The organism is Aeromonas sp. QDB54, assembly GCF_027707385.1.
Classification (GTDB): Bacteria; Pseudomonadota; Gammaproteobacteria; order Enterobacterales; family Aeromonadaceae; genus Aeromonas; species Aeromonas hydrophila.
This window is the reverse complement of the sequence record NZ_JAPCIT010000012.1, coordinates 12,448-33,676: the sequence shown is the minus strand read 5'-3', so window position 1 is coordinate 33,676 and position 21,229 is coordinate 12,448. Positions and strand designations below refer to the sequence as shown.

The window sequence follows — 21,229 nt, the reverse complement described above, 5'->3', positions numbered from 1 at the left end:
CGCCTCTCAGTTGATTCAATTGTCAGTGCCAAGCGGACTGAATCCGGCCAGATTGGCCAGCTTGAGACGCCAGCTGGCCGCCTCTGCCAGCAATGCGGCTTCCTCATAGGGCACGGAGGGGTGAGCCCCCCAGATGGGACCGGGCCAGGCCTTGTCGGTACTGAAACGGGCGACATGATGCAGATGCAGCTGGGGTACCAGATTGCCGAGCGCCGCCACGTTGATCTTGTCCGGCCGCAGCGCCTGCTCCATCAGGGTGGCGACCGCGCAGGACTCCTCCATCAGCTGCTGTTGCTGCGCCGGTGCCAGGTGGTGAATTTCCCGCAGATTGGCCACTCTCGGCACCAGGATCAGCCAGGGATACTGGCTGTCCTTGGCCAGCAGGACGCGGCAAAGGGGCAGATCGCCGAGCAGGCGGGTATCTGCCTGCAGGCGGCTGTGCAGTTCAAACATGAAGACCTCGTTGACGTAAGGTGGGCGCGATGCACGATGAGAGCCCCCACGTTACTGCAACGGGCCGCAAACTTAAAGTCGCGGCACGGCCCAGCTGACAAAGCGCTTGCGAAGCGCAGGATCAGCCTTGAGGAAGAGTTGCTGCAACTGCCCCTCCAGCGCGCTGGCCGCCACCGGTTCAACCACAGCGGCGGTTGCGGTCACGGGCACGACCGTGCTCAATGCCGCCTTGCCGCCGCTCTGGTTGTATTCGACCAGCTTGGCCCGCCAGTCCATGCCAATCAGCATGCCGCTGGTGACCAACGCATCCTGCTGGCTGGCAATGCTCTGGCCACCGGCCTGCAGCCCCATGACGGGAGACTCGGCATACTGCGCCATGCCTCGTTCATCGCTCGGCAAGTTGGCTACCAGTCGTACCTGCTGCTGACTGGCTTGATAACGCAACACCTGCGGCGCGGAGCGCAGCTGGCGGTCATTCTCGCTGCTGCTGCGACTCGGGATCACCCCTTCATAACGCACCAGCAACTGCTGCTCCCCATCCGGCAGGGTGGCATGCTGCTCGTCGTGCAGCGTGCCCGCACTCACCGCCAGGATCTGGAAATCCGCCGGCACCGTCACTTCGACAGCCGCCCAAGCCGCACTGCCCAGTACCATCTTTATGCCCAGCGCTGCCCACAGCAGCGATACCCCACGCCCGTACCGATAACCCTTCATATTTGCTCATCTTCCTGTTCGCGTTGATGGGCGCAGGCTAGCAGCCAAAGATGACAGAAAAATAACGAGGGTTCAGAGCAGGTAGTGGGGGCGCTCGGCAAACCACTGGGCCAACACCTGCTTGAACAGCCGGATCTTGCGCGGCACCCGCCGCTGCTGGGCGTGCAGGACGTGCAGCGGGTGCAACCCGGTCTGCCACTCCGCCAGCACGGTGACCAGTTCCCCCTGCGCCAGCCAGGGCTCCACCAGCATCAGCGGGCACTTGGCGTACCCCATGCCGGCACGAGCCAGCTGCAGCACGGTACTGTAGTGGTTGGCCCGCACCTTGCCCTGCACCAGGATGTGCGCCTCCTCCTCTCCCTTGCGAAAGTGCCACTGCTCCCAGGCCGGGTTGTGGCCCTGCAGCAGACAGGGCCGTCCGCCCAGCTCGTAAGGGGTGGCGGGGATCCCCTCCCGCGCCAGCAGGGCCGGGCTGGCCACCACCACGTCCTTGAGCTGACCGAGCGGCAGCGCCACCAGGTTGTCGGGAATGCTGCTCATGGCGCGCAGGGCGATGTCGTGCTCCCCCTGGCTCATGTCGATCATGGCGTTGGTGAAGTTGAGTTCGACCTGAACGCCGGGACAGAGCTCGGCAAAGCGAGCCAGCAGATCGTTCACCATGCGATCGCCGGTACTGACCGGGCAGGTGAAGCGCAGCCGGCCACTATCCTCCTCGGTCAGCGCCTGGATATCCTGCTCCGCCTGGCGAGCCAGCGCGAAGATCTCGCCAGCCTGCTGATAGAGGGTCCGGCCCGCCTCGGTGAGGCTGAGTCGGCGAGTGGTACGCTGCAGCAGCTGGGCATTGAGGGTCGATTCCAGCGCGCTGACGTGACGGCTCAGCATCCCCTTGCTCACCCCCAGGCTGTCGGCTGCGGCCGAGAAACTGCCCTTTTGCACCACCTCGTAAAAACTGGCCAGGTGGGAGATGTCCATTCATTAGCTCCAATATGGAAACAATGCGTTTATTTTACGCGCTTTTTCTCTCTTTTCATCGCGCTAGAATCAACACATCCCAACCAGGAGTGAAACAGATGAAGATTGTGATTGTGGGTGCCTCCGGCACCGTCGGCTCCGCCGTCAGCGAGTTGCTTGCCAAAGACCACCAGGTGATCCGGGTCGGTCACAGCCAGGGGGACGCCACGGTCGACATGCGCGACCCCGCCTCCATCAAGGCGCTGTTCGCCAAGCTGGGCCAGTTCGATGCGCTGGTGGTGGCCAGTGGCAGCGTGGCCTTCAACGCCCTCACCGAGATGACCGACGAGCAGTGGCAAGTGGGGCTTCAGAGCAAGCTGATGGGCCAGATCAACCTGACCCGGGCCGCCATCCCCCACCTGAACGACAAGGGCTCCATCACCTTGATCAGCGGCATCCTGAGCGAGGAGCCCATCAACTGGGGGGCGAGCGCGACCACCATCAACGGCGCCATCGATCACTTCGTCAAGGCGGCAGCCTGCGAGCTGCCGCGGGGTCTGCGCATCAACGTGGTGAGCCCGACCGTGCTGACGGAGTCGATGGATAAATACGCCAGCTTCTTCCCGGGCTTCGTCCCCGTGCCCGCCGCCAGGGTGGCGCAGGCCTACCAGAAGTCGGTACTGGGGGTGCAGACCGGCCAGGTATTCAGGGTCAACGGTTGATCGCCGCCCTGCTGCCACCCAGCCGGCACGGCAACAAAAACGGGCCCCGTGATGGGGCCCGTTCCATTGCTGCCAGCGTACGTGGCTTATAGCCAGCAGATAGCAAACGTTTGTTTTTACGACAACAAAAAAGGCGGTGTGCCTCAGTCGATCAGCCCATACTGCGCGCGCAGCACTTCGATGATCTCCTGCTTCGGATTGGCGCTGCGTACCAGCGGCTGACCGATGATCTTCTCGGCAATCCCCACATAGGTGTTGGAGATGTCCATCATCACCTCGGTCGGCAACTTGTTGTCGCGGGCCAGGGCGAAGCGCTCGGGCATGCGGTGCTTGTTGAGCAGGATGTCCGGATCCGGGAAGTGGTTGAGCAGCCACTGGCGGAAACCCTCTTTCGACTTCTCGACGATCTGGCCGTCGCGCAGGGCGGCGCCATCCCAGATGCGGGAGCTGTCGGGGGTGCCCACTTCATCCATGTAGATCAGCTTCTCGTTGCCGGCGGCGTCATTGACGTAGCCAAACTCGAACTTGGTGTCGACGAAGATCTGATCCAGCTCGGCCAGCGCATCACTGATGACGTTGAAACCTTCCTTGAGCAGCACTTCGTAGCGGTCGATGTCGGCCGGCTTGCTGAAGTTGAAGCCCCGGTAGTGGCGTTCTATGTCGGCACGGGAGACGTTGACGTCGTCGGCTTCCGGCACGCCGTCCAGCCCGGTCAGCACGCCCTTGGTGGAGGGGGTGATGAGGATCTCAGGCAGCTTCTGATCCTTCTTCAGTCCTTCCGGCAGGGTGATGCCGCAGAACTCGCGCTCGCCATCCTTGTAGGCACGCCACATGGAGCCGGTGATGTACTGGCGGGCAATCGCCTCGATCATCACGGGGCGGGCTTTTTGCACGATCCAGACGAAGGGATGGGGGATGTCCAGGATGTGGCTGTCGGCCAGCCCCTTCTCCTTGAACAGCTTGAACCAGTGGCTGGAGATGGCGTTGAGCGCAGCCCCTTTGCCCGGCACGCCGTTGAGCCCGTCCACGCCCTGCCAGATGCAGTCGAAGGCCGAGATCCGGTCACTGATCACCATGATGGCGAGCGGCGCATCTGCCGGCACGTCGTAACCCTTCTCGCGGATGAGGCGGGCACTGTCTGCGGCGGTCAGCCAGTAGACGCTGCGCACCTTGCCGGAATGGACGGGTTTATCGGTACGGATCGGCAAATCATCGTTCACCGCCAATACTTGATCTGCAAGACTCATGGTAAGTAACACTTCCTGTTTGTGGGGGGTTTACATAACAAAACAGGGGCACAAGGCCCCTGTTTCTATTCTGTTTTTGCAGCTTGGTCAGCCAGACCCTTGGCGAATGCCTCGGACAGACTGATGTACATCTGGGAGATGACACCGGACGACACGGGCTTCTTGTCCTTGTCGAACAGGGTGATGGAGGTCTTGCCCCCCGCCATCTCGCCAAGCTGGAAGCGATACTTGTCTTCGTCCAGCTTGAACGGCTCGCTACCCTTGGCCTTCCAGAATTCGCTGCCCGGCTCGTCGTACTCCACGTCGATCCAGCCCAGCGACTGCTGGGTATCCTTGATGGTGAAACCGTAGGCCGGCAGCACCTGATTGAGACGGCGCCACACCTGGTCGAACGAACCATCGACGATCCAGGCGCTCAGCTCGTTGTTGTCCAGACCCAGTTCCAGCCCCATGCCATCGTTGGCCTTGTGCTGTTCGCGGGACTTGAGCTGCTTGTCGTAGTAGAGCGAGAACTGGTTGAGGGCCCGGGTCGCGTAGCGCTGGGCATCCGCCGGGGTCAGCTCCTTGCTGGTCTCGCCATCGACGGTCTCTTCATGATCCAGTACCCGCACCGACATGTTGACGGCGTGGCGCTGAGGATCGTTGCGCAGGGTGAACTGGTAGCGCTGACGAATGACGAAGTCATCGTCCTCTTCACTCCAGCCGTCGAGCGCCTTGGTGTTGTCAAACCAGCCGGTCTGCAGCACGCCGGCCTGCTGATCCAGCTTCTCGGTGGTCACCTTGTACTGGGCGAGGAAGTTCATCAGGAAGGCCCAGGTATCGCGCTCCACGCTCTGGGAAGTGCTGAGGGCGTAGAAGGCCATGGTGGGTTCGCCGGCATTGGCCACCACCTGGCTGCCCGGTACCACGGTCAGCAGCTGGGCGGGTGGGCGCACGTCAACCTTGGCACCCAGCGCACCGTCACGGCTGCTCTCGGGCAGGGCCGGAATGTCGAAACTGCTGTTAAAGGCGGGGGTATTCAACCCGGCCGGCACCAGAAACGCACGGCCTTCAAGGCGGGCATCCTCGTACTCGAAACCACGGTTGGCCATCTTGCGTTCCTGGGGTGAGCTACAGGCTGCCAGCACGGCAACGGTCGCCACACTCAGCACCAGGCGCACTGCATTTCCCTTTCCATTTGCTTTAAACACTCGCCATCAACTCCGCAGTCGTCAGTGCTCGCGCCATCGCCTGTTCGCCCTCGGGGGTGAGGTCGGTGAGCGGCAGACGCAAGGTGGCCGTCGCAATCAATCCCAGCTGGGCACAGGCCCACTTCACCGGGATAGGACTCGGTTCGCAGAACAGAGTCTGATGCAACGGCATCAATCGATTGTTGATGTCGTGCGCTCGTCCGGCATCACCGGCCAGCGCAGCACGACACATGTCGGCCATCTGGGCCGCTGCAATATTGGTGGTGACCGAAATGACTCCGTCCCCGCCTTGCAGCATGAAATCACATCCACTGGCATCATCGCCACTATAAAGCGCGAATTGTGCGCCGCACAGCTCGCGCAGCAGCGGCGTACGGCTCAAGTCCCCGGTCGCCTCTTTCAGGCCTATGATGCCGGGCACCCTGGCCAGTCGGGCTACCGTCTCCGGTTTGAGATCGCAACCGGTACGACCGGGCACATTATAAAGAATTTGGGGCAGACCACTAGCCTCGGCTATCGCACAATAGTGACGATAGAGGCCTTCCTGGGTGGGTTTGTTGTAATAGGGGGTGACCGAGAGACCCGCCACCACGCCGGTTTCGGCGAAGCGCCTGGCCAGGGCGATAGCATGGGCGGTATTGTTGGAGCCGCAGCCGGCGATGACCGGAATGCGTCCGGCGGCCAACGCCACGGTTTTCTCCACGACGGCGATGTGCTCCTGCTCGCTCAGGGTCACCGACTCCCCCGTGGTCCCGACCGCCACGATGGCGCTGGTCCCGGCGCTGACATGATAGTCGACCAGAGTGGCCAGACTGGCCCAATCGACTTCACCTGAAGCCAGCATGGGGGTAACGAGGGCAACAATACTACCGCGCAACATGGATATTTCTCCCAATTTTCAGGGGCGTTATGGTAAAGCTGCCCCCTTGGAAAAACAAGGGAGGCCAGGGGCAAGCCGTGTTACCATCCGGCAAAAACGCACTGCGCGAGCCGCGGTGGAACACGCCGGACGCTGGTCGTGACACCCCGATACCGTGCTCGTTGCAACGAGATTCTCAACAAGGTTGCCATGCAGGATCGCTGGCAGTGGCCCATGGCCAGCCCGTTCGGGCTATGCCACTGCATCCACATTTGCAACCCGCTAATGGACGAGAGAAGATTTATGACTCATTACCTGGTCGTAACGGCCATCGGCACGGACAGGCCTGGCATCGTCAATGAGGTCACCCGCCACGTCAGTGGGTGTGGCTGCAACATTGTCGACAGCCGTCTTGGCATCTTCGGCAATGAATTCACCTTCATCATGCTGCTGTCCGGTGACTGGAACAGCCTGATGCAGCTCGAGATAAGCCTGCCCCTGCGCAGCCAGGAGTGGGACCTCATCACCATGATGAAGCGCACCGAACGCCACCAGTCGCTGCAATACGACATCAGCGCCAACGCCGAGATCCTGATCCGGGACCAGCCGGGCATCGTAAGCCAGTGCACCCAGTTCTTCAGCGATCACGGCTGGGACATCCAGGCCATGCAGACCATCACCCTGGAACAGCAGCCGTTCAACCTGCTCAAGGCCAGCTTTCAGCTCAATCTGGCCAAGCAAGGTGAGGCGGCCGGCTCGCAGACGGCCTTCGCCGGATTCTGTCGTGAACTGGGCGCAGAATCGTTCGAATTCATCGTCAATCACAAACACGCCTGACGGCTCATCCAAGGAGATCCCATGCAACCTTTATCCGCTGGCAGCCTGGCCCCCGATTTTTCCCTGTCCGATCAAGACGGTAACCAGGTACGCCTTGCCGACCTGCGCGGCAAGAAAGTGCTCGTCTACTTCTATCCCAAGGCGATGACCCCGGGTTGCACCACCCAGGCCTGCGGCCTGCGCGACGTCAACGCCGAGCTGGCCGCCCTCAATGTGGTGGTGCTCGGCATCAGCCCGGATAGCGCCAAGCGGCTGAAAAAATTCGAGGAGCGCGACAACCTGAATTTCCGCCTGCTGGCCGATGAAGATCATGCGGTGGCCGATGCGTTTGGCGTCTGGGGCCCGAAGAAGTTCATGGGCAAGGAGTATGACGGTATTCACCGGCTGAGCTTCCTCATCGACGAAGAGGGCAAGATTAGCCATCGCTTCGACAAGTTCAAGACCAGCGATCACCATCAGGTGGTGCTCGACCTGCTCAAGGGCTGAACCCCAGATACCGGTACTGCCGATATGGAAAGGGCCTGCAAGCGCAGGCCCTTTTTTATTCGCATGTCGTTGCCTGCCTCGCGTTGCGGGCTGGAGGCTCGATGCCCGGTCCTTCGGCTCGCCTGCCAGGCAAGTGACTGGCGGCGACGTTCTCGTTTGTCATGAAGGCGCCGGCTTGCATCCACGATGGGATGCCTTGGTGACGGGTCTTTTGGCACAGGCCAAATGACGCCCTTATTGTTGCGCCAGCGAGCCAGAAAGCAAGCCGCCAGCCGTTACATTTAATTAACCAGCCGGGGCCGACGTTGATTTCCCGCCCCGCTATCTCGCCAACCTCCCCTGCCAGATCAAAAAATTCATCTTATATATGGGTTAACGTGGCCCCAGTTTCATTTTCCAGTGAGAAAAGCCCATGAACATGAGCCACACCGAACGTCTGATCCTGAGCAACCAGTACGAGATCCTGGCCAAACTCAATCCGGAAAAGGCGGCGTTTTACCAACGGGCCAGTACCATCATCGAACGCGGCTACTGCCTGCAGATCCTCGAACTGGAGAAGAGCTTCGGCCATCTGGATCTGGCCACCTGCCAGGAGGTGATCGACACCCTGGAACTGCACCACGCGCTGGCCATCTCCTGGGGCAACCTGGAAGCGGCCGATCAGAGCGAAATCAATGCCAGCCGGCTGGAGTTCAACGGCTACAGCCGCAGCCAGGAGCGGGAGCTGGCCGACTACGTCTGCTTCCTGCTGGAGGTGGACAAGCGCTTCCCCGAGCTCAAGTGCCCGTGCGACGAGCTCTCCAGCGACATCGCCATGCGCGACAAGTACCAGCGCATGCTGGCGGTGTGGCGCCAGTGCCCGCGTCAGTACAAGCTCTCCATTCAGGAGATCCGCAAGGTTCTGGCAGCCTGATAGATATGAAAAAGGCGCCGCGAGGCGCCTTGATCCGAGTCATGGGCCACAGGCCTCACTCGTAGAGGAAGGATTTGTCCAGCTGCTTGAAGGCGGCGTTGAGGGTATCGGCCAGCTCTTCGTATCTGGGCTGGGCCACCAGTTGGCGGCGACCACCCTGCTCGTTCATCTTGCCGTTGATCTCGCGATACCAGCTGGCAAGGGAGGGCGGCAGCCGGGTATCGGCGCGCTGACCGAGCCAGTAGTAGCCCTGCAGCGGCAGGCTGAGCAGAAACAGCACCGAGGTCATGACGGAAGGCCAGTAGTGCAACTCGCCGAACTGGAACTGCAGCATGACGCTGAGCACCGCCAGTGCCGGAATGACCTTGAGGGCGAACTCGGTGGCCTTGATCACCCTATTCTCCGGGAACATGGAATTAAGCTCGGGACGGCGGGGCCAAAGGGTCATATAATGACGGCCTTGCTGTAACTTAGTTCCAAAAATGTTCATGCTCATGCTACCTCCGAGCTCTTTTTGAACGTATTAACGGCAAAACCACGACAATATTTGATGCGCAATAACAAAGGTTGAGGATGACTTTGTTATTTTTCAACAATCGGGTTATCCTTTGTACGCCCAATTTTTGCGCCAACGGCCTGCCGTTGCGCTGTCAGGGACGTCTGGATTTCGGGTCTTGTATCACTATACAAGGGGCAAGCAACAGATTGCCAACCCTCATAAGGATAAGTTGAAAGTTTTTGGACACGGCTCGTCCAACGCATCCTCCTACACAACCCAATCTGCGATAGGATTTATTCATGAGTAAGCTGGTTCTTGTTCTTAACTGTGGCAGCTCGTCCCTGAAGTTTGCTGTCATTGACGCAACCACCGGTGATGACCTGCTGTCCGGCCTGGCCGAGTGCTTCAACCTCGACGACGCCCGCATCAAGTGGAAACTGAACGGTGAGAAAGGCAGTGCCGATCTGGGCGCCGGTGCCGCTCACCAGGAAGCGCTGGACTACATCGTCAACAAGATCCTGCCGCTCAACCCGGAGCTGTCCAAGAACCTGATCGCCATCGGCCACCGTGTGGTACACGGCGGTGAGCGCTTCACCTCCTCCGTGCGCATCTGCGACGACGTCATCGCTGGCATCGAAGCCGCCGTACCGTACGCGCCGCTGCACAACCCGGCTCACCTGATCGGTATCCGTGAAGCCCGTCGCGTGTTCCCGGCGCTGGCCGAGAAGAACGTTGCCGTGTTCGACACCGCGTTCCACCAGAGCATGCCGGAAGAAGCCTTCCTGTACGCCCTGCCGTACAAGCTCTACAAAGAGAACGGCATCCGTCGCTACGGCGCCCACGGCACCAGCCACTACTACATCAGCCTGGAAGCCGCCAAGCAGCTGAACAAGCCGGTAGAAGAACTGAACATCATCAACTGCCACCTGGGCAACGGCGGTTCCGTCTGCGCCATCAAGAACGGCAAATCCGTCGACACCTCCATGGGTCTGACCCCGCTGGAAGGCCTGGTGATGGGTACCCGTTCCGGTGACATCGATCCGGCCATCATCTTCTTCCTGCACGACAAACTGGGCATGAGCGTGGCCGACATCAACACCATGCTGACCAAAGAGTCCGGCCTGCAGGGTCTGACCGAAGTGACTTCCGACTGCCGTTTCGTTGAAGACAACTACGACAGCAAAGAAGAAGCCAAGCGTGCCATGGACGTTTACTGCTATCGCCTGGCCAAGTACATCGGCGCCTACGCCGCCGCCATGGACGGTCGTCTGGACGCCGTGGTCTTCACCGGTGGTATCGGTGAAAACTCCGCCCCGATCCGTGAAATCACCCTGAACAAGCTGGGTCTGCTGGGCTTCGACGTCGATCACGACGCCAACCTGAAGGCTCGTTTCGGCAAGGGTGGCGAGATCACCAAGGCTGGCTCCACCAAAGCCCTGGTTATCCCGACCAATGAAGAGTGGGTCATCGCCCACGACGCGCTGGAACTGGTTGGCGCATAATTTCGCTGTAGAGCAAGGCCGCCCAAGGGCGGCCTTTTCCTGATCCCAAAAATGAACAAGGGGTATAAAGTGGCACGCACTATTATGCTTATCCCGGTCGGCACTGGTGTCGGCGTAACTTCCGTGAGCCTTGGCGTTGTTCGCGCCATGGAACGTCACGGTGTCAATGTCAGCTTCTTCAAACCGGTCGCTCAGCCGCGTCCGGGTGAAACCGGTACCGAGCGCTCCACCGCCGTGATCCGCGCCGCTGCCAACATCAACCCGCCCGAGCCGTTCGCCCTCTCCTACGCCGAGAACATGATCACCTCCAGCAACACCGATATCCTGCTGGAAGAGATCGTGGCCCGCTTCGAAGAGCACGTGAAGGCCAGCGGTGCCGAAGTGCTGGTCATCGAAGGCATGGTGCCGACCGACAAGCAGCCGTTTGCCAACAAGCTGAACTACGATGTCGCCAAGGCGCTGGACGCCGACATGGTGTTCGTGACCCATCCGGGCAACGACTCCAGCCAGAAGCTGAAAGAGCGTATCGAGCTGGCCTGCTCCAACTTCGGTGGCGTCAACAACCCCCGTATCGTTGGTTGCGTCATCAACAAGGTGGGTGCACCGGTTGACGAGCATGGCGTGACTCGCCCCGACCTGACCGAGATGTTCGAGGCCCACCACCACACCTCCGATGCCGCCCATAACCTGGAAGTGCTGCAGGTATTCGGCAAGAGCCCGCTGCGCATCCTCGGCTGCATCCCCTGGAATACCCAGCTGATCGCCCCGCGCGCCAAGGATCTCGCCAAGCACCTGGCCGCCAAGATCCTGCACAAGGGTGAGCTGGACAGCCGTCGCCTGCAGACAGTGACCTTCTGTGCCCGCTCCATCCACAACATGATCGAGCACTTCCGTCCGGGCAGCCTGCTGGTCACTTCCGGCGATCGTTCCGACGTCATCGTCTCTGCCTGCCTGTCCGCCATGAACGGCGTCAAGCTGGGTGCCCTGCTGCTGACCGGCAACTACCACCCGGAACCGCAGGTGATGGCACTGTGCCAACAGGCCATGGCCACCGGCCTGCCGATCATGATCACCGGCACCAACACCTGGCAGACTGCGGTCAGCCTGCAGAACTTCAACGTCGACATTCCGGAAGATGACCGCGAGCGGATCGAGCTGGTGCAGGACTATGTGGCTGGCCACATCGACAAGCACTGGATCGAGTCTCTCTCAGCCAAGTCCACCCGCTCCCGTCGCCTGAGCCCGCCGGCTTTCCGCTACCAGCTGACCGAACTGGCCCGTCAGGCCAACAAGCGCGTCGTGCTGCCGGAAGGGGAAGAGCCGCGGACCATCAAGGCTGCTGCCATCTGTGCCGAGCGCGGTATCGCCCGTCCGGTCCTGCTGGGCAACCCGGAAGAGATCCGTCGCGTTGCCGAACAGCAGGGCGTGGTCCTGACCGACCGCGTCGAGATCATCGATCCGGTTGCCGTGCGCGAGCGCTATGTGGCCCGTCTGGTCGAGCTGCGCAAGAACAAGGGCATGACCGAAGTGGTTGCCCGCGAGCAGCTGGAAGACAACGTGGTACTGGGTACCATGATGCTGGAGCGCAATGAAGTTGACGGCCTGGTATCCGGCGCGGTACACACCACTGCCAACACCATCCGTCCGCCGATGCAGATCATCAAGACAGCTCCGGGCTCTTCCCTGATCTCCTCCATCTTCTTCATGCTGCTGCCGGACCAGGTACTGGTCTACGGTGACTGCGCGATCAACCCGGATCCCACTGCCGAGCAGCTGGCCGAGATCGCCATCCAGTCCGCCGACTCCGCTGCCGCCTTCGGCATCGAGCCGCGCGTAGCCATGATCTCCTACTCCACCGGCACCTCCGGCGCCGGCGCCGATGTAGAGAAAGTGCGTGAAGCCACCGAGCTGGCCAAGGCCAAGCGCCCCGACCTCATCATCGATGGCCCGCTGCAGTACGATGCGGCCATCATGGAGAACGTGGCCAAGTCCAAGGCACCGAACTCTCCGGTCGCAGGTAAAGCCACCGTGTTCGTGTTCCCGGACCTGAACACCGGCAACACCACCTACAAGGCGGTACAGCGCTCCGCGGATCTGGTCTCCATCGGCCCGATGCTGCAAGGCATGCGCAAGCCGGTCAACGACCTGTCCCGTGGCGCCCTGGTGGACGACATCGTCTACACCATCGCCCTGACCGGTATCCAGGCAGCCCAGGCCGAGTAATCGTCCGAGCTTATCCCTGTTGAAAAACCCGCCGCAAGGCGGGTTTTTTTATGGCTGACGGGCAAATGTTGATCCGCGAGATCAAACCAGGATCCAGTCAGGATCCCGCATTCTCGTTCAGAGGCCAGCCCGGCAAGGGCGGCGGGATAAGCAAACGCTCACACCCGCCAGAGGCGATTGCACAATTGCGCCCCAGCCGAGATCAGATCCAAATACTTCTTTAAGATCAGCACACTAACGTCAGACACACCGCTAATCTACAGACTTTTCCACAGCTTTTGTGGATAGTTTACCGATCATTTGAAAGAAAATGACAGACTCGGCCACGCCTTGCGCCCATGAAAAAGGGCTCCGAAGAGCCCCTTTTGACAACAAACCCGCCAGCCACCTACTCAGGGGCGCAGCGCCTTGTCGGCGCGGGAGATACCGCAGACACCGGAGCGCACCACTTCGATGATCTCGTTGGTCTGGGCAGCCGTCTTGATGAAGGCGTCCAGCTTGTCGCTGGTACCCACCAGCTGCACCGTGTAGAGCTCGGGGGTGACGTCGACGATCTGGCCGCGGAAGATATCCGCCAGCCGTTTCAGCTCGTCACGACCACCACCGGCGGCGCGCGCCTTGACCAGCGCGATCTCCCGCTCGATGTGCTCACCCTCGCTCAAGTCGCATACCTTGAGCACGTCCACCAGCTTGTGCAGCTGCTTCTGGATCTGCTCCAGCACCCGCTCGTCACCCATGGTGACGATGGTCATGCGCGACAGGGTGGGATCCTCGGTGGGGGCCACCGTCAGGGTCTCGATGTTGTAGCCGCGCTGGGAGAAGAGGCCCACCACCCGGCTCAGGGCGCCGGATTCGTTCTCCAGCAGAACGGAAATTATATGTCTCATCAGGTTCTCTCCGTCTTGCTCAGCCACATCTCGTCCATGGCACCGAACTTTATCTGCATCGGATAGACGTGCTCATCCGGGTCGACCGAGATGTCCATGAACACCAGCCGATCCTTCATGGCGAAGGCCGTCTCCATGGCGCTCTCCAGCTCGGCCGGATCGCTCACCGCGATGCCGACGTGGCCGTAGGCTTCCGCCAGTTTGACGAAGTCCGGCAGCGACTCCATGTAGGAGTGACTGTGGCGACCACCGTAGAACATCTTCTGCCACTGCTTGACCATGCCCAGCGCCCGGTTGTTGATGGAGATGATCTTGATGGGTACCCCGTACTGCATGCAGGTGGAGAGCTCCTGAATGTTCATCTGCACCGAACCGTCGCCGGTGACACAGCAGACCACCGCATCCGGGTTGGCAAACTGGGCGCCCATGGCGGCCGGAATACCGAACCCCATGGTGCCCAGGCCCCCGGAGTTGATCCACTGGCGCGGCTTGGCAAACGGGTAGTAGAGGGCGGCAAACATCTGGTGCTGGCCCACGTCAGAGGCCACGAACGCCTCCCCCTTGGTCACCTTGTAGAGGGTCTCGATCACCTGCTGCGGCTTGATCAGGGTGGGGTGGGTCTCGTAGGCCAGGCAGTTGCGCGAGCGCCACTGGCCGATCTGGCTCCACCAGTCCGCCAGTACCTGTTTGTCGTTGTCGAAACCACACTCGCGGATCACTTCCAGCATCTGCTCCAGCACGGTTTCCACCGAGCCGACGATGGGCACATGGGCCTGCACCGTCTTGGAGATGGAGGTAGGATCGATGTCGATGTGGACTATGGTGGCGTTGGGGCAGAACTTGGCCACGTTGTTGGTGACGCGGTCATCGAAGCGGGCACCCACGGCGAAGATCAGATCCGCGTTGTGCATGGTCTTGTTCGCTTCGAAGGTGCCGTGCATGCCCAGCATGCCGATGAATTGCGGATGGGTGCCGGAGAAGGCCCCCAACCCCATCAGGGTAGTGGTCACCGGCAGGTTCAACAGCTCCGCCAGCTTGGTCACCAGGTGATCCGCATTGGCATTGATGGCACCGCCGCCGACGTACATCACCGGGCGCTCGGCCTCCACCAGCAGCTTGGCGGCCCGCTTGATCTGCCCCTTGTGGCCCGACTTGGTCGGATTGTAGGAGCGCAGGGACACCGTCTCGGGATACTGATAGGGAAACTTCTCTTTCGGGTTCTGCACGTCTTTGGGCAGATCCACCACCACCGGCCCCGGGCGGCCGCTGGCAGCAATGTAGTAGGCCTTCTTGATGGCGTCGGGAATGTCGCTGGCCTTCTTGCACAGGAAGCTGTGCTTCACCACCGGGCGGGAGATGCCGATCATGTCGGTCTCCTGGAATGCATCCTCCCCGATCATGCTGGTCGGCACCTGGCCGGACAGGATCACCAGGGGGATGGAGTCCATGTAGGCGGTCGCGATCCCCGTAATGCAGTTGGTGGCACCGGGACCCGAGGTCACCAGCACAGTGCCCACCTTGCCGGTGGAGCGGGCGTAACCGTCCGCCATGTGCACCGCGGCCTGCTCGTGCCGCACTAGGACATGCTCCATCTTGCCGTTTTCAAAGAGAGCGTCATAGATGTCGAGCACTGAGCCACCAGGGTAGCCGAAAACGTGCTCAACTCCCTGATCTTCCAGCGCTCTAACCACCATCTGGGCGCCTGATAACATCTCCATGATAAAGCCCTCCAGGCTTTGCTCCGTTAAGCGAAAGCTATCGGCAGTCCGCTGCTTCCCGGCACCGCCGGTCCGTGCATTGTTGTTGTCTGAATACGGATCCGGCGAGTTCGGCGCTGTCGATAGTAGAAAAATAGGTTTTTTCCATCATTCACCCGAAAAGCGGGTGAAAAACCAACTTAACCCGCTTGTGAACGCTTGTCCACGGCTTTGTCTGACCAGAACAGTCATAAATTTCAAACAGCTATTAACATTCAGTGACTTGAGGAAAAGGGTGGGGACAATGCGGGGAAGTTGGGGGAATGACCAGCGGATCATGCTGCCACGGCCGCCCTGAATGGAAAAAAATAAGCCCACCGCCAGGGTGGGCCCGCAAGCCTGGCAGGGGATCAGTGATCCTCTTCCGGCTCCGCCAGCCAGATCTGCTGATCCGGATCCGTCTCCTCGCAGACCGAGATACTGACCCCCATGTCCAGCAGCTCGTGCAGGGTGAGATTGTCCGCCAGATTCATGGTGTCGCCGTTTTCATTGGTAAAGCGCATGGTGTCCGTCCTCTCCTTGGTGGGATCCCTCTCAGTCTAGTCAAAGGCGCTCACTTGCGATAACCAACTGCTGTTTAGCGGGCTGCCCCCCTCCAGTTCGCTCAGCCGATCGCACACCTCTTCCGGGAACAAGGTGCGAGCCCACAGCCGGCGGGAAAGCGCCGGCACGCTCTCCTGCGCTCCGTCCGCCAGCCAGCCCGCCAGCTCGCTGGCCACATCGGGGTAGATAATCTGGCCAGGGGCGGCGGCATCCAGCCAGGCCCGCACCGCGTTGGCATCGAGTGCATCCATCAGACGGGCCAGCCCCATCAGCTCCAGGGTCTTGCTGTTGGTCAGCTGCTCGAACTGGCCCCCCAGCGGCTTGACCAGTAGTTTCTTGCCAAGGGAGAGCGCCTCCGAGGCGAGCTCGAAGCCACCGTTGGTGATGACCCCGCGACAGCCGGCCAGCATCTGCTTGAACCCCTCCCTCGCCTGCGGCTCGAACGCTATGTTGCGCCACTGGCTGGCGCTGCGAATGGCCGGATGAAAGCAGACGAAGCGTTGCTGGTTGAAGCGCGACAGCAGGGCAGCGATCGCCTCGGTCTGCTCAAACGGCAGATAGACCAGGATCTGCTGATTGTCGGGTGCAGGCGGGATGGCGTCTATGATAGGCGGCAGCAAGGGCTGACCGAAGTGAAACCAGTGCAACCCGAGCGCCTGGCGTACCGGCGCGAAGTGGCGCATCAGCTGACGGTTGAAGCCGCTCTCCCCCCAGCGCGGAATGGGCCAGTCGAAGCTCGCCTGGTGGCTGATGGTGAGACTCGGCTTGCCCCAGCGGCGGGCGGCGTGGGCACTGATCGGTTCGAAATCACTGATGACGAGATCGTAATCGCGGCAGTCGAGCTCCCGCATGTCGCGCCAGAAACGCAGCGGTGAGAGCCCCTTGAGGGTTCGCCACCCAGAGATGGCCCCCTCGTGGCTGACGAAGGTGATGCCGGGAAAGGCACGATAATCGCCGAATTCGGCCATCTCGAAGTAGCCGTCCGCGGGGCGGCCGCTGAACAGATAGTCCACCTCCAGACCACGGGCTCGCAGCGCCCGCGCCAGGGTGCGACTGCGGCTGATGTGACCGTTGCCGGTGCCCTGTACCCCGAACAGGATCCTCATCATTGGCCCCAGCCGAGCGCCAGCAGGGCGCAGCCACCGCCGAGCAGGGCGCCGGCCACCAGATCGCTAAGATAGTGCACCCCGAGCAGCAGACGGGACGCCCCCACCAACGCGGCCCAGACAAACAGCAAGGGGGCCCAGAGCGGGAAGCTGGCGGCCAGCACGGTTGCCATCAGGAAGGCGGCAGCGGTGTGGCCGGAGGGCAGGCTGTAGCGATCGGAAGGGGTGATGAAGACCGGCAGCCCCACCGGGCGCTGGCGCTTGAGCAGATTTTTCAGCAGCAGGTAGAGCGGCAGCTCGAAGGCGAAGGCAAGCAGCGCCAGCTTCACCAGCTCGCGCTCGGCCTCCCCCTGCCACCAGAGCAGGGCCGCCAGCACGGCGTAGAGCGGGCCGTCACCGGTACGGGAGATGAGCCGGCTGATCCTGGCCTGTGGCCGGTTGTAGGCGTGCAGCAGGCAGATACGGCACACCTGCAGGTCCCATTGCTGGATCTTGTTCATAACCCCTCCTTCCCTGAAGTCTTGGAGCAGACTAGGGCGACGGGGTGACACTTGGTTGAACGTGGGATAACAGATTTATGAAAAAAGGGCCGAATGGCCCTTTTTGCTGTCCAGGTGGCAAATGATCAGTTCAGGGTGCCGCGCAGACCGTTTTCCATCAGGCGGCAGTTGTGATCCGCCAGGCGGGCCATGAAGTGTTCATCCACAGTCAGGCCGAACACCTGCTCGTAGAGATCCTTCATCACGAACGGCTGCCACATCATGCTGAGGAAGGAGATCTTCAGCATCTCGGGATCCAGGTTGTCACCCAGCTCGCCATTGTTCTTCATGGACTCCAGCAAGGCATCGAACTGGGGCAGCTGGCGTTCCAGCAGACGGTTCAGCACAAAATCCCGACCAGGGCTTTTCTCGGTCGATAATGCGCTGGAGATGGCGGAGGTCAGCTCGCTGTTGGGCGCCATCACCTGATAGTAGGTGTTGAGCAGGTCGTTGAGGCTGCGGTTGCCGGCCTCATCGTGCCAGGCTTGGTCCAGCGGCTCGGCCACATCGCCCAGCACCGCCTTGTAGAGACCCTCTTTGCTGCCGAAGTAGTAGTGGATCATCGCCAGATTGGAGCCAGCCAGCTCGGCGATCTCACGGGTCGTCACCTTGCTGTAGGGGGTGTTGAGAAAACGCTCACGGGCGGCAGAGAGCAACTTGTCACGAATGTCAGAACGTCCGACCGGACGACCAGGTCTACGTTTTTCCATTTAATACCTCGGATAATTCAGCAAAAACTGACAAGTCGATCTGATTGCACAGATGATCGAGTACAGCAGGAATGACCAGATAATCGTGCAAGGGCCGAATATGGGACAAGTAAATTTGCACTCCTTTACAATCCGATTAAATAAACCAGCGAAATGAACCGGGTCTGCGCGGTTGACACAGCATAAAAATCTCGATATTGGTAAAAGCGTTATCGACTGGAAGGATTGATTCATCATGCGTATTGCCGCTCCGCTACTATTAATCTCCCTAATCGCGACCAGTCGCGCGGGATCCTTGTAGCCGGGCTCAGGCATAGCCGGAATTTACAAAAACCCGTGCACCCTGCACGGGTTTTTTTATGCCGCCGCAGGATGCACGTCACCGAACTTAGGAAGAGGGAAGTCACATGTCAGATCGGGTCATCATATTCGACACCACCCTGCGCGATGGTGAGCAGGCTCTGGCGGCCAGCTTGACGGTCAAGGAGAAGCTGCAGATCGCCCAGGCGCTGGAGCGGCTCGGTGTCGACGTCATGGAGGTGGGGTTCCCGGTCTCCTCCCCCGGCGACTTTCAATCGGTGCAGACCATAGCCCGCCATATCAAGCAGAGCCGGGTCTGTGCCCTCGCCCGCGCCTTGCCCAAGGACATCGACGCCGCCGGCGAAGCCCTGCGGGTCGCCGAAGCGTTTCGCATCCACACCTTCATCTCCACCTCCTCCATCCACGTCGAAAGCAAGCTGAAAAAGAGCTTCGAAGACGTGCTGGAGATGGGGGTCAGCGCCATCAAGCATGCCCGCCGCTACACCGATGACGTGGAGTTCTCCTGCGAGGATGCGGGCCGCACCCCGATAGACAACCTGTGCCGCATGGTGGAGGCCGCCATCAAGGCCGGTGCCCGCACCATCAATATTCCCGATACCGTGGGCTACACGGTACCGACCGAGTTCTCCGGCATCATCCAGACCCTGTTCAACCGGGTACCCAACATCGATCAGGCCATCATCTCGGTACACTGCCACGACGATCTGGGCCTCTCGGTGGCCAACTCCATCGGCGCCGTGCAGATGGGGGCCCGCCAGATCGAGTGCACCATCAACGGCATCGGCGAGCGGGCCGGCAACTGCTCGCTGGAAGAGGTGGCGATGATCCTGAAGACCCGCGCCGACCTGCTCGGGGTGCACACCAACATCCGCCACAGCGAAATTCATCGCACCAGCGCCCTGGTCAGCCAGCTCTGCAACATGCCGGTGCAGCCCAACAAGGCAATCGTCGGAGCCAACGCCTTCTCCCACAGCTCCGGCATCCATCAGGACGGCGTGCTCAAGGCGAAAAACACCTACGAAATCATCACCCCGGAGAGCATCGGCCTCACCCAGAACAACCTCAACATGACCTCCCGCTCCGGCCGCCACGTCATCAAGCACCGGATGGAGTCCATGGGCTACGCCGAGAGCAGTTACGACCTCGACGATCTCTACGGCAAGTTCCTCACCCTGGCCGACAAGAAGGGGCAGGTGTTCGATTACGATCTGGAGGCGCTCGCCTTCTTTAGCCAGATCCACGAAGAGCCGGAGCACTTCAAGCTGGAGTACCTTGGCGTGCAGAGCGGCAGCTCGGTGATGGCCACCGCCTCGGTGAAATTGAAGGTGGGCCAGGAGATCGTCAGCGAAGCCGCCACCGGCAACGGCCCGGTGGACGCGGTCTACCAGTGCATCAACCGCATCACAGGCTACGAGATCAGCATCGACAAGTACGAACTCAAGGGCAAGGGGGAAGGCAAGAACGCCCTCGGCCAGGTTGACATAGTCGCACAGTACAAGGGCCGCAAATTCCATGGCATGGGCCTGGCCACCGACATCATAGAGTCTTCCGCCCAGGCGTTGATCCACGTGATCAACAGCATCTGGCGCGCCGATCAGGTGGCCGAACAGATGGAACGCAACGTCGCAAAAACAGACAAGATCAATACGGAGAGCGTGTGAGTATGAGCAGTTATCGGATCGCAGTATTGCCGGGTGACGGCATTGGCCCGGAAGTGATGGCCGAGGCTGTCAAGGTGCTGGAAAAGGTGCAGGCCAGATTTGGCTTCGCCCTCGACTACGAGCGCCATGACGTGGGCGGCATCGCCATCGACAACCACGGCACCCCGCTGCCCCAGAGCACCATTGCAGGCTGCGAGGCGGCCGATGCGGTGCTGTTCGGCTCGGTGGGTGGCCCCAAGTGGGAGCACCTGCCCCCCAACGGTCAGCCGGAACGCGGCGCCCTGCTGCCCCTGCGCGCCCACTTCAAGCTGTTCTGCAACCTGCGTCCGGCCCGCATCTACACCGGCCTCGAGCAGTTCTCGCCGCTGCGTGCCGACATCTCCGATCGCGGTTTTGACATCGCCTGCGTGCGCGAGCTGACCGGCGGCATCTACTTCGGCCAGCCCAAGGGGCGTGAAGGGCAAGGCCCCACCGAGAAGGCGTTCGACACCGAGGTGTACCATCGCTTCGAGATAGAGCGCATCGCCAAGATCGCCTTCGAATCGGCCCGCGTGCGCAAAGCCAAAGTGACCTCCATCGACAAGGCCAACGTGCTCGCCTCCTCCATCCTGTGGCGCGAGGTGGTCAGCGAGGTCGCCAAGTCCTACCCGGACGTGGCGCTGAATCACATGTACATCGACAACGCCACCATGCAGCTCATCAAGGATCCGTCCCAGTTCGACGTGCTGCTCTGCTCCAACCTGTTCGGTGACATCCTCTCCGACGAGTGCGCCATGATCACCGGCTCCATGGGGCTGCTCCCCTCCGCCAGCCTCAACGAATCCGGCTTCGGCCTGTTCGAGCCGGCCGGTGGCTCGGCGCCGGACATCGCCGGCAAGGGGATTGCGAACCCCATCGCCCAGATCCTCTCCGCCGCCCTGATGCTGCGCTACAGCCTGGGCCAGGAAGCCGCCGCCCAGGCCATCGAGCAGGCCGTGGCCCAGACCCTGGCCGAGGGTTACTTCACCGCCGACCTGCATCAGGCCAGCGCCCGTCACCCGGTGCAGAGCACGGCCGAGATGGGCAGCCAGATCGCCGCGCGCATCTGACCCCACGGCATCGATAACAAG

21 protein-coding genes are annotated in these 21,229 nt (G+C 61.1%); 8 read left to right on the top strand and 13 right to left on the bottom strand.

The window, feature by feature from the left end; genetic code table 11:
* Positions 1-15: 15 nt before the first annotated feature.
* From PG881_RS13235 to PG881_RS13225, 3 genes are all read right to left on the bottom strand, one after another.
* A complete protein-coding gene (locus tag PG881_RS13235) occupies positions 16-453 on the bottom strand; it encodes an HIT domain-containing protein (protein WP_011704842.1) in 438 nt (145 codons plus the stop codon).
* A gap of 72 nt (positions 454-525) precedes the next feature.
* Positions 526-1,167, bottom strand: a complete 642-nt coding sequence (locus PG881_RS13230) for a DUF2057 domain-containing protein (RefSeq protein ID WP_270800521.1) — start codon at positions 1,165-1,167, stop codon at positions 526-528.
* Between the two features lie 72 nt (positions 1,168-1,239).
* Entirely contained in the window at positions 1,240-2,139 is a 900-nt protein-coding gene (locus PG881_RS13225) for a LysR family transcriptional regulator (RefSeq protein WP_270800519.1), read from the bottom strand.
* A 98-nt stretch (positions 2,140-2,237) separates the two neighbouring features.
* On the opposite strand from PG881_RS13225, the gene PG881_RS13220 reads away from it, so the two are divergent.
* On the top strand, positions 2,238-2,840 hold the full coding sequence (locus tag PG881_RS13220; protein ID WP_016349590.1) for a short chain dehydrogenase: 603 nt from the start codon (positions 2,238-2,240) through the stop codon (positions 2,838-2,840).
* A gap of 143 nt (positions 2,841-2,983) precedes the next feature.
* Here the strand turns inward: PG881_RS13220 and PG881_RS13215 are convergent, their stop codons facing one another.
* The 3 genes from PG881_RS13215 to dapA all read right to left on the bottom strand — a co-directional run bounded on the left by PG881_RS13215 (position 2,984) and on the right by dapA (position 6,157).
* Positions 2,984-4,087, bottom strand: coding sequence for a phosphoribosylaminoimidazolesuccinocarboxamide synthase (locus tag PG881_RS13215; RefSeq protein ID WP_024944314.1), 1,104 nt, complete (start codon positions 4,085-4,087; stop codon positions 2,984-2,986).
* A 65-nt stretch (positions 4,088-4,152) separates the two neighbouring features.
* Positions 4,153-5,277, bottom strand: a complete 1,125-nt coding sequence (gene bamC, locus PG881_RS13210) for an outer membrane protein assembly factor BamC (RefSeq protein WP_011704837.1) — start codon at positions 5,275-5,277, stop codon at positions 4,153-4,155.
* Complete coding sequence (dapA, locus tag PG881_RS13205) at positions 5,270-6,157, bottom strand: 4-hydroxy-tetrahydrodipicolinate synthase (protein WP_270800516.1); 888 nt, start codon at positions 6,155-6,157, stop codon at positions 5,270-5,272. Before dapA ends, bamC begins: the two co-directional genes overlap by 8 nt.
* A 282-nt stretch (positions 6,158-6,439) precedes the next feature.
* On the opposite strand from dapA, the gene PG881_RS13200 reads away from it, so the two are divergent.
* From PG881_RS13200 to PG881_RS13190, 3 genes are all read left to right on the top strand, one after another.
* The gene (locus PG881_RS13200; RefSeq protein ID WP_016349586.1) at positions 6,440-6,973 is read left to right on the top strand and encodes a glycine cleavage system protein R; all 534 of its coding nucleotides are present in this window, start codon (positions 6,440-6,442) and stop codon (positions 6,971-6,973) included.
* A gap of 21 nt (positions 6,974-6,994) precedes the next feature.
* Entirely contained in the window at positions 6,995-7,459 is a 465-nt protein-coding gene (bcp, locus tag PG881_RS13195) for a thioredoxin-dependent thiol peroxidase (protein WP_017779107.1), read from the top strand.
* A gap of 412 nt (positions 7,460-7,871) precedes the next feature.
* Entirely contained in the window at positions 7,872-8,372 is a 501-nt protein-coding gene (locus PG881_RS13190; protein WP_016349584.1) for a YfbU family protein, read from the top strand.
* A gap of 55 nt (positions 8,373-8,427) precedes the next feature.
* Here the strand turns inward: PG881_RS13190 and yfbV are convergent, their stop codons facing one another.
* Positions 8,428-8,868, bottom strand: coding sequence for a terminus macrodomain insulation protein YfbV (yfbV, locus tag PG881_RS13185; protein ID WP_011704832.1), 441 nt, complete (start codon positions 8,866-8,868; stop codon positions 8,428-8,430).
* Between the two features lie 302 nt (positions 8,869-9,170).
* On the opposite strand from yfbV, the gene PG881_RS13180 reads away from it, so the two are divergent.
* Entirely contained in the window at positions 9,171-10,373 is a 1,203-nt protein-coding gene (locus PG881_RS13180; RefSeq protein ID WP_011704831.1) for an acetate kinase, read from the top strand.
* Between the two features lie 51 nt (positions 10,374-10,424).
* A complete protein-coding gene (gene pta, locus PG881_RS13175) occupies positions 10,425-12,596 on the top strand; it encodes a phosphate acetyltransferase (RefSeq protein ID WP_017410280.1) in 2,172 nt (723 codons plus the stop codon).
* A 392-nt stretch (positions 12,597-12,988) separates the two neighbouring features.
* Here pta and ilvN read toward each other — a convergent pair whose 3' ends face one another.
* From ilvN to PG881_RS13145, 6 genes are all read right to left on the bottom strand, one after another.
* Positions 12,989-13,483: an acetolactate synthase small subunit gene (gene ilvN / locus PG881_RS13170; protein ID WP_011704829.1), complete on the bottom strand. Its 495-nt coding sequence runs from the start codon at positions 13,481-13,483 to the stop codon at positions 12,989-12,991.
* The gene (locus tag PG881_RS13165; RefSeq protein ID WP_270800509.1) at positions 13,483-15,201 is read right to left on the bottom strand and encodes an acetolactate synthase 3 large subunit; all 1,719 of its coding nucleotides are present in this window, start codon (positions 15,199-15,201) and stop codon (positions 13,483-13,485) included. Before PG881_RS13165 ends, ilvN begins: the two co-directional genes overlap by 1 nt.
* Positions 15,202-15,590: 389 nt before the next feature.
* Positions 15,591-15,743: a hypothetical protein gene (locus tag PG881_RS13160; protein ID WP_011704826.1), complete on the bottom strand. Its 153-nt coding sequence runs from the start codon at positions 15,741-15,743 to the stop codon at positions 15,591-15,593.
* 36 nt (positions 15,744-15,779) lie between these two features.
* Positions 15,780-16,889, bottom strand: a complete 1,110-nt coding sequence (locus tag PG881_RS13155; RefSeq protein ID WP_270800507.1) for an MJ1255/VC2487 family glycosyltransferase — start codon at positions 16,887-16,889, stop codon at positions 15,780-15,782.
* Positions 16,889-17,389 carry a phosphatase PAP2 family protein gene (locus tag PG881_RS13150; RefSeq protein WP_043162413.1) on the bottom strand — a complete coding sequence of 167 codons (501 nt, stop codon included), beginning with the start codon at positions 17,387-17,389 and terminating at the stop codon, positions 16,889-16,891. The genes PG881_RS13155 and PG881_RS13150 overlap by 1 nt, the downstream gene beginning before the upstream one ends.
* 125 nt (positions 17,390-17,514) lie before the next feature.
* Entirely contained in the window at positions 17,515-18,138 is a 624-nt protein-coding gene (locus PG881_RS13145; RefSeq protein WP_011704823.1) for a TetR/AcrR family transcriptional regulator, read from the bottom strand.
* A gap of 407 nt (positions 18,139-18,545) precedes the next feature.
* On the opposite strand from PG881_RS13145, the gene leuA reads away from it, so the two are divergent.
* Together leuA and leuB are read left to right on the top strand one after the other, a co-directional pair.
* A complete protein-coding gene (gene leuA, locus PG881_RS13140; protein WP_011704822.1) occupies positions 18,546-20,120 on the top strand; it encodes a 2-isopropylmalate synthase in 1,575 nt (524 codons plus the stop codon).
* A gap of 2 nt (positions 20,121-20,122) precedes the next feature.
* Positions 20,123-21,208, top strand: a complete 1,086-nt coding sequence (leuB, locus tag PG881_RS13135; RefSeq protein WP_270800505.1) for a 3-isopropylmalate dehydrogenase — start codon at positions 20,123-20,125, stop codon at positions 21,206-21,208.
* The last annotated feature ends 21 nt before the right edge of the window (positions 21,209-21,229 follow it).

Excerpts from the sequence above, each read along its gene's own strand:
- PG881_RS13150 (WP_043162413.1), bottom strand. The coding sequence starts at position 17,389 with ATGAACAAGATCCAGCAATGGGACCTGCAGGTGTGCCGTATCTGCCTG.
- PG881_RS13215 (WP_024944314.1), bottom strand. The coding sequence starts at position 4,087 with ATGAGTCTTGCAGATCAAGTATTGGCGGTGAACGATGATTTGCCGATC.
- PG881_RS13145 (WP_011704823.1), bottom strand. The coding sequence starts at position 18,138 with ATGGAAAAACGTAGACCTGGTCGTCCGGTCGGACGTTCTGACATTCGT.
- leuA (WP_011704822.1), top strand. The coding sequence starts at position 18,546 with ATGTCAGATCGGGTCATCATATTCGACACCACCCTGCGCGATGGTGAG.
- PG881_RS13165 (WP_270800509.1), bottom strand. The coding sequence starts at position 15,201 with ATGGAGATGTTATCAGGCGCCCAGATGGTGGTTAGAGCGCTGGAAGAT.
- PG881_RS13220 (WP_016349590.1), top strand. The coding sequence starts at position 2,238 with ATGAAGATTGTGATTGTGGGTGCCTCCGGCACCGTCGGCTCCGCCGTC.
- ilvN (WP_011704829.1), bottom strand. The coding sequence starts at position 13,483 with ATGAGACATATAATTTCCGTTCTGCTGGAGAACGAATCCGGCGCCCTG.
- PG881_RS13180 (WP_011704831.1), top strand. The coding sequence starts at position 9,171 with ATGAGTAAGCTGGTTCTTGTTCTTAACTGTGGCAGCTCGTCCCTGAAG.
- PG881_RS13160 (WP_011704826.1), bottom strand. The coding sequence starts at position 15,743 with ATGCGCTTTACCAATGAAAACGGCGACACCATGAATCTGGCGGACAAT.
- PG881_RS13190 (WP_016349584.1), top strand. The coding sequence starts at position 7,872 with ATGAACATGAGCCACACCGAACGTCTGATCCTGAGCAACCAGTACGAG.
- PG881_RS13200 (WP_016349586.1), top strand. The coding sequence starts at position 6,440 with ATGACTCATTACCTGGTCGTAACGGCCATCGGCACGGACAGGCCTGGC.
- PG881_RS13230 (WP_270800521.1), bottom strand. The coding sequence starts at position 1,167 with ATGAAGGGTTATCGGTACGGGCGTGGGGTATCGCTGCTGTGGGCAGCG.
- PG881_RS13155 (WP_270800507.1), bottom strand. The coding sequence starts at position 16,889 with ATGAGGATCCTGTTCGGGGTACAGGGCACCGGCAACGGTCACATCAGC.
- pta (WP_017410280.1), top strand. The coding sequence starts at position 10,425 with ATGAACAAGGGGTATAAAGTGGCACGCACTATTATGCTTATCCCGGTC.
- bcp (WP_017779107.1), top strand. The coding sequence starts at position 6,995 with ATGCAACCTTTATCCGCTGGCAGCCTGGCCCCCGATTTTTCCCTGTCC.
- PG881_RS13235 (WP_011704842.1), bottom strand. The coding sequence starts at position 453 with ATGTTTGAACTGCACAGCCGCCTGCAGGCAGATACCCGCCTGCTCGGC.
- dapA (WP_270800516.1), bottom strand. The coding sequence starts at position 6,157 with ATGTTGCGCGGTAGTATTGTTGCCCTCGTTACCCCCATGCTGGCTTCA.
- yfbV (WP_011704832.1), bottom strand. The coding sequence starts at position 8,868 with ATGAGCATGAACATTTTTGGAACTAAGTTACAGCAAGGCCGTCATTAT.
- leuB (WP_270800505.1), top strand. The coding sequence starts at position 20,123 with ATGAGCAGTTATCGGATCGCAGTATTGCCGGGTGACGGCATTGGCCCG.
- PG881_RS13225 (WP_270800519.1), bottom strand. The coding sequence starts at position 2,139 with ATGGACATCTCCCACCTGGCCAGTTTTTACGAGGTGGTGCAAAAGGGC.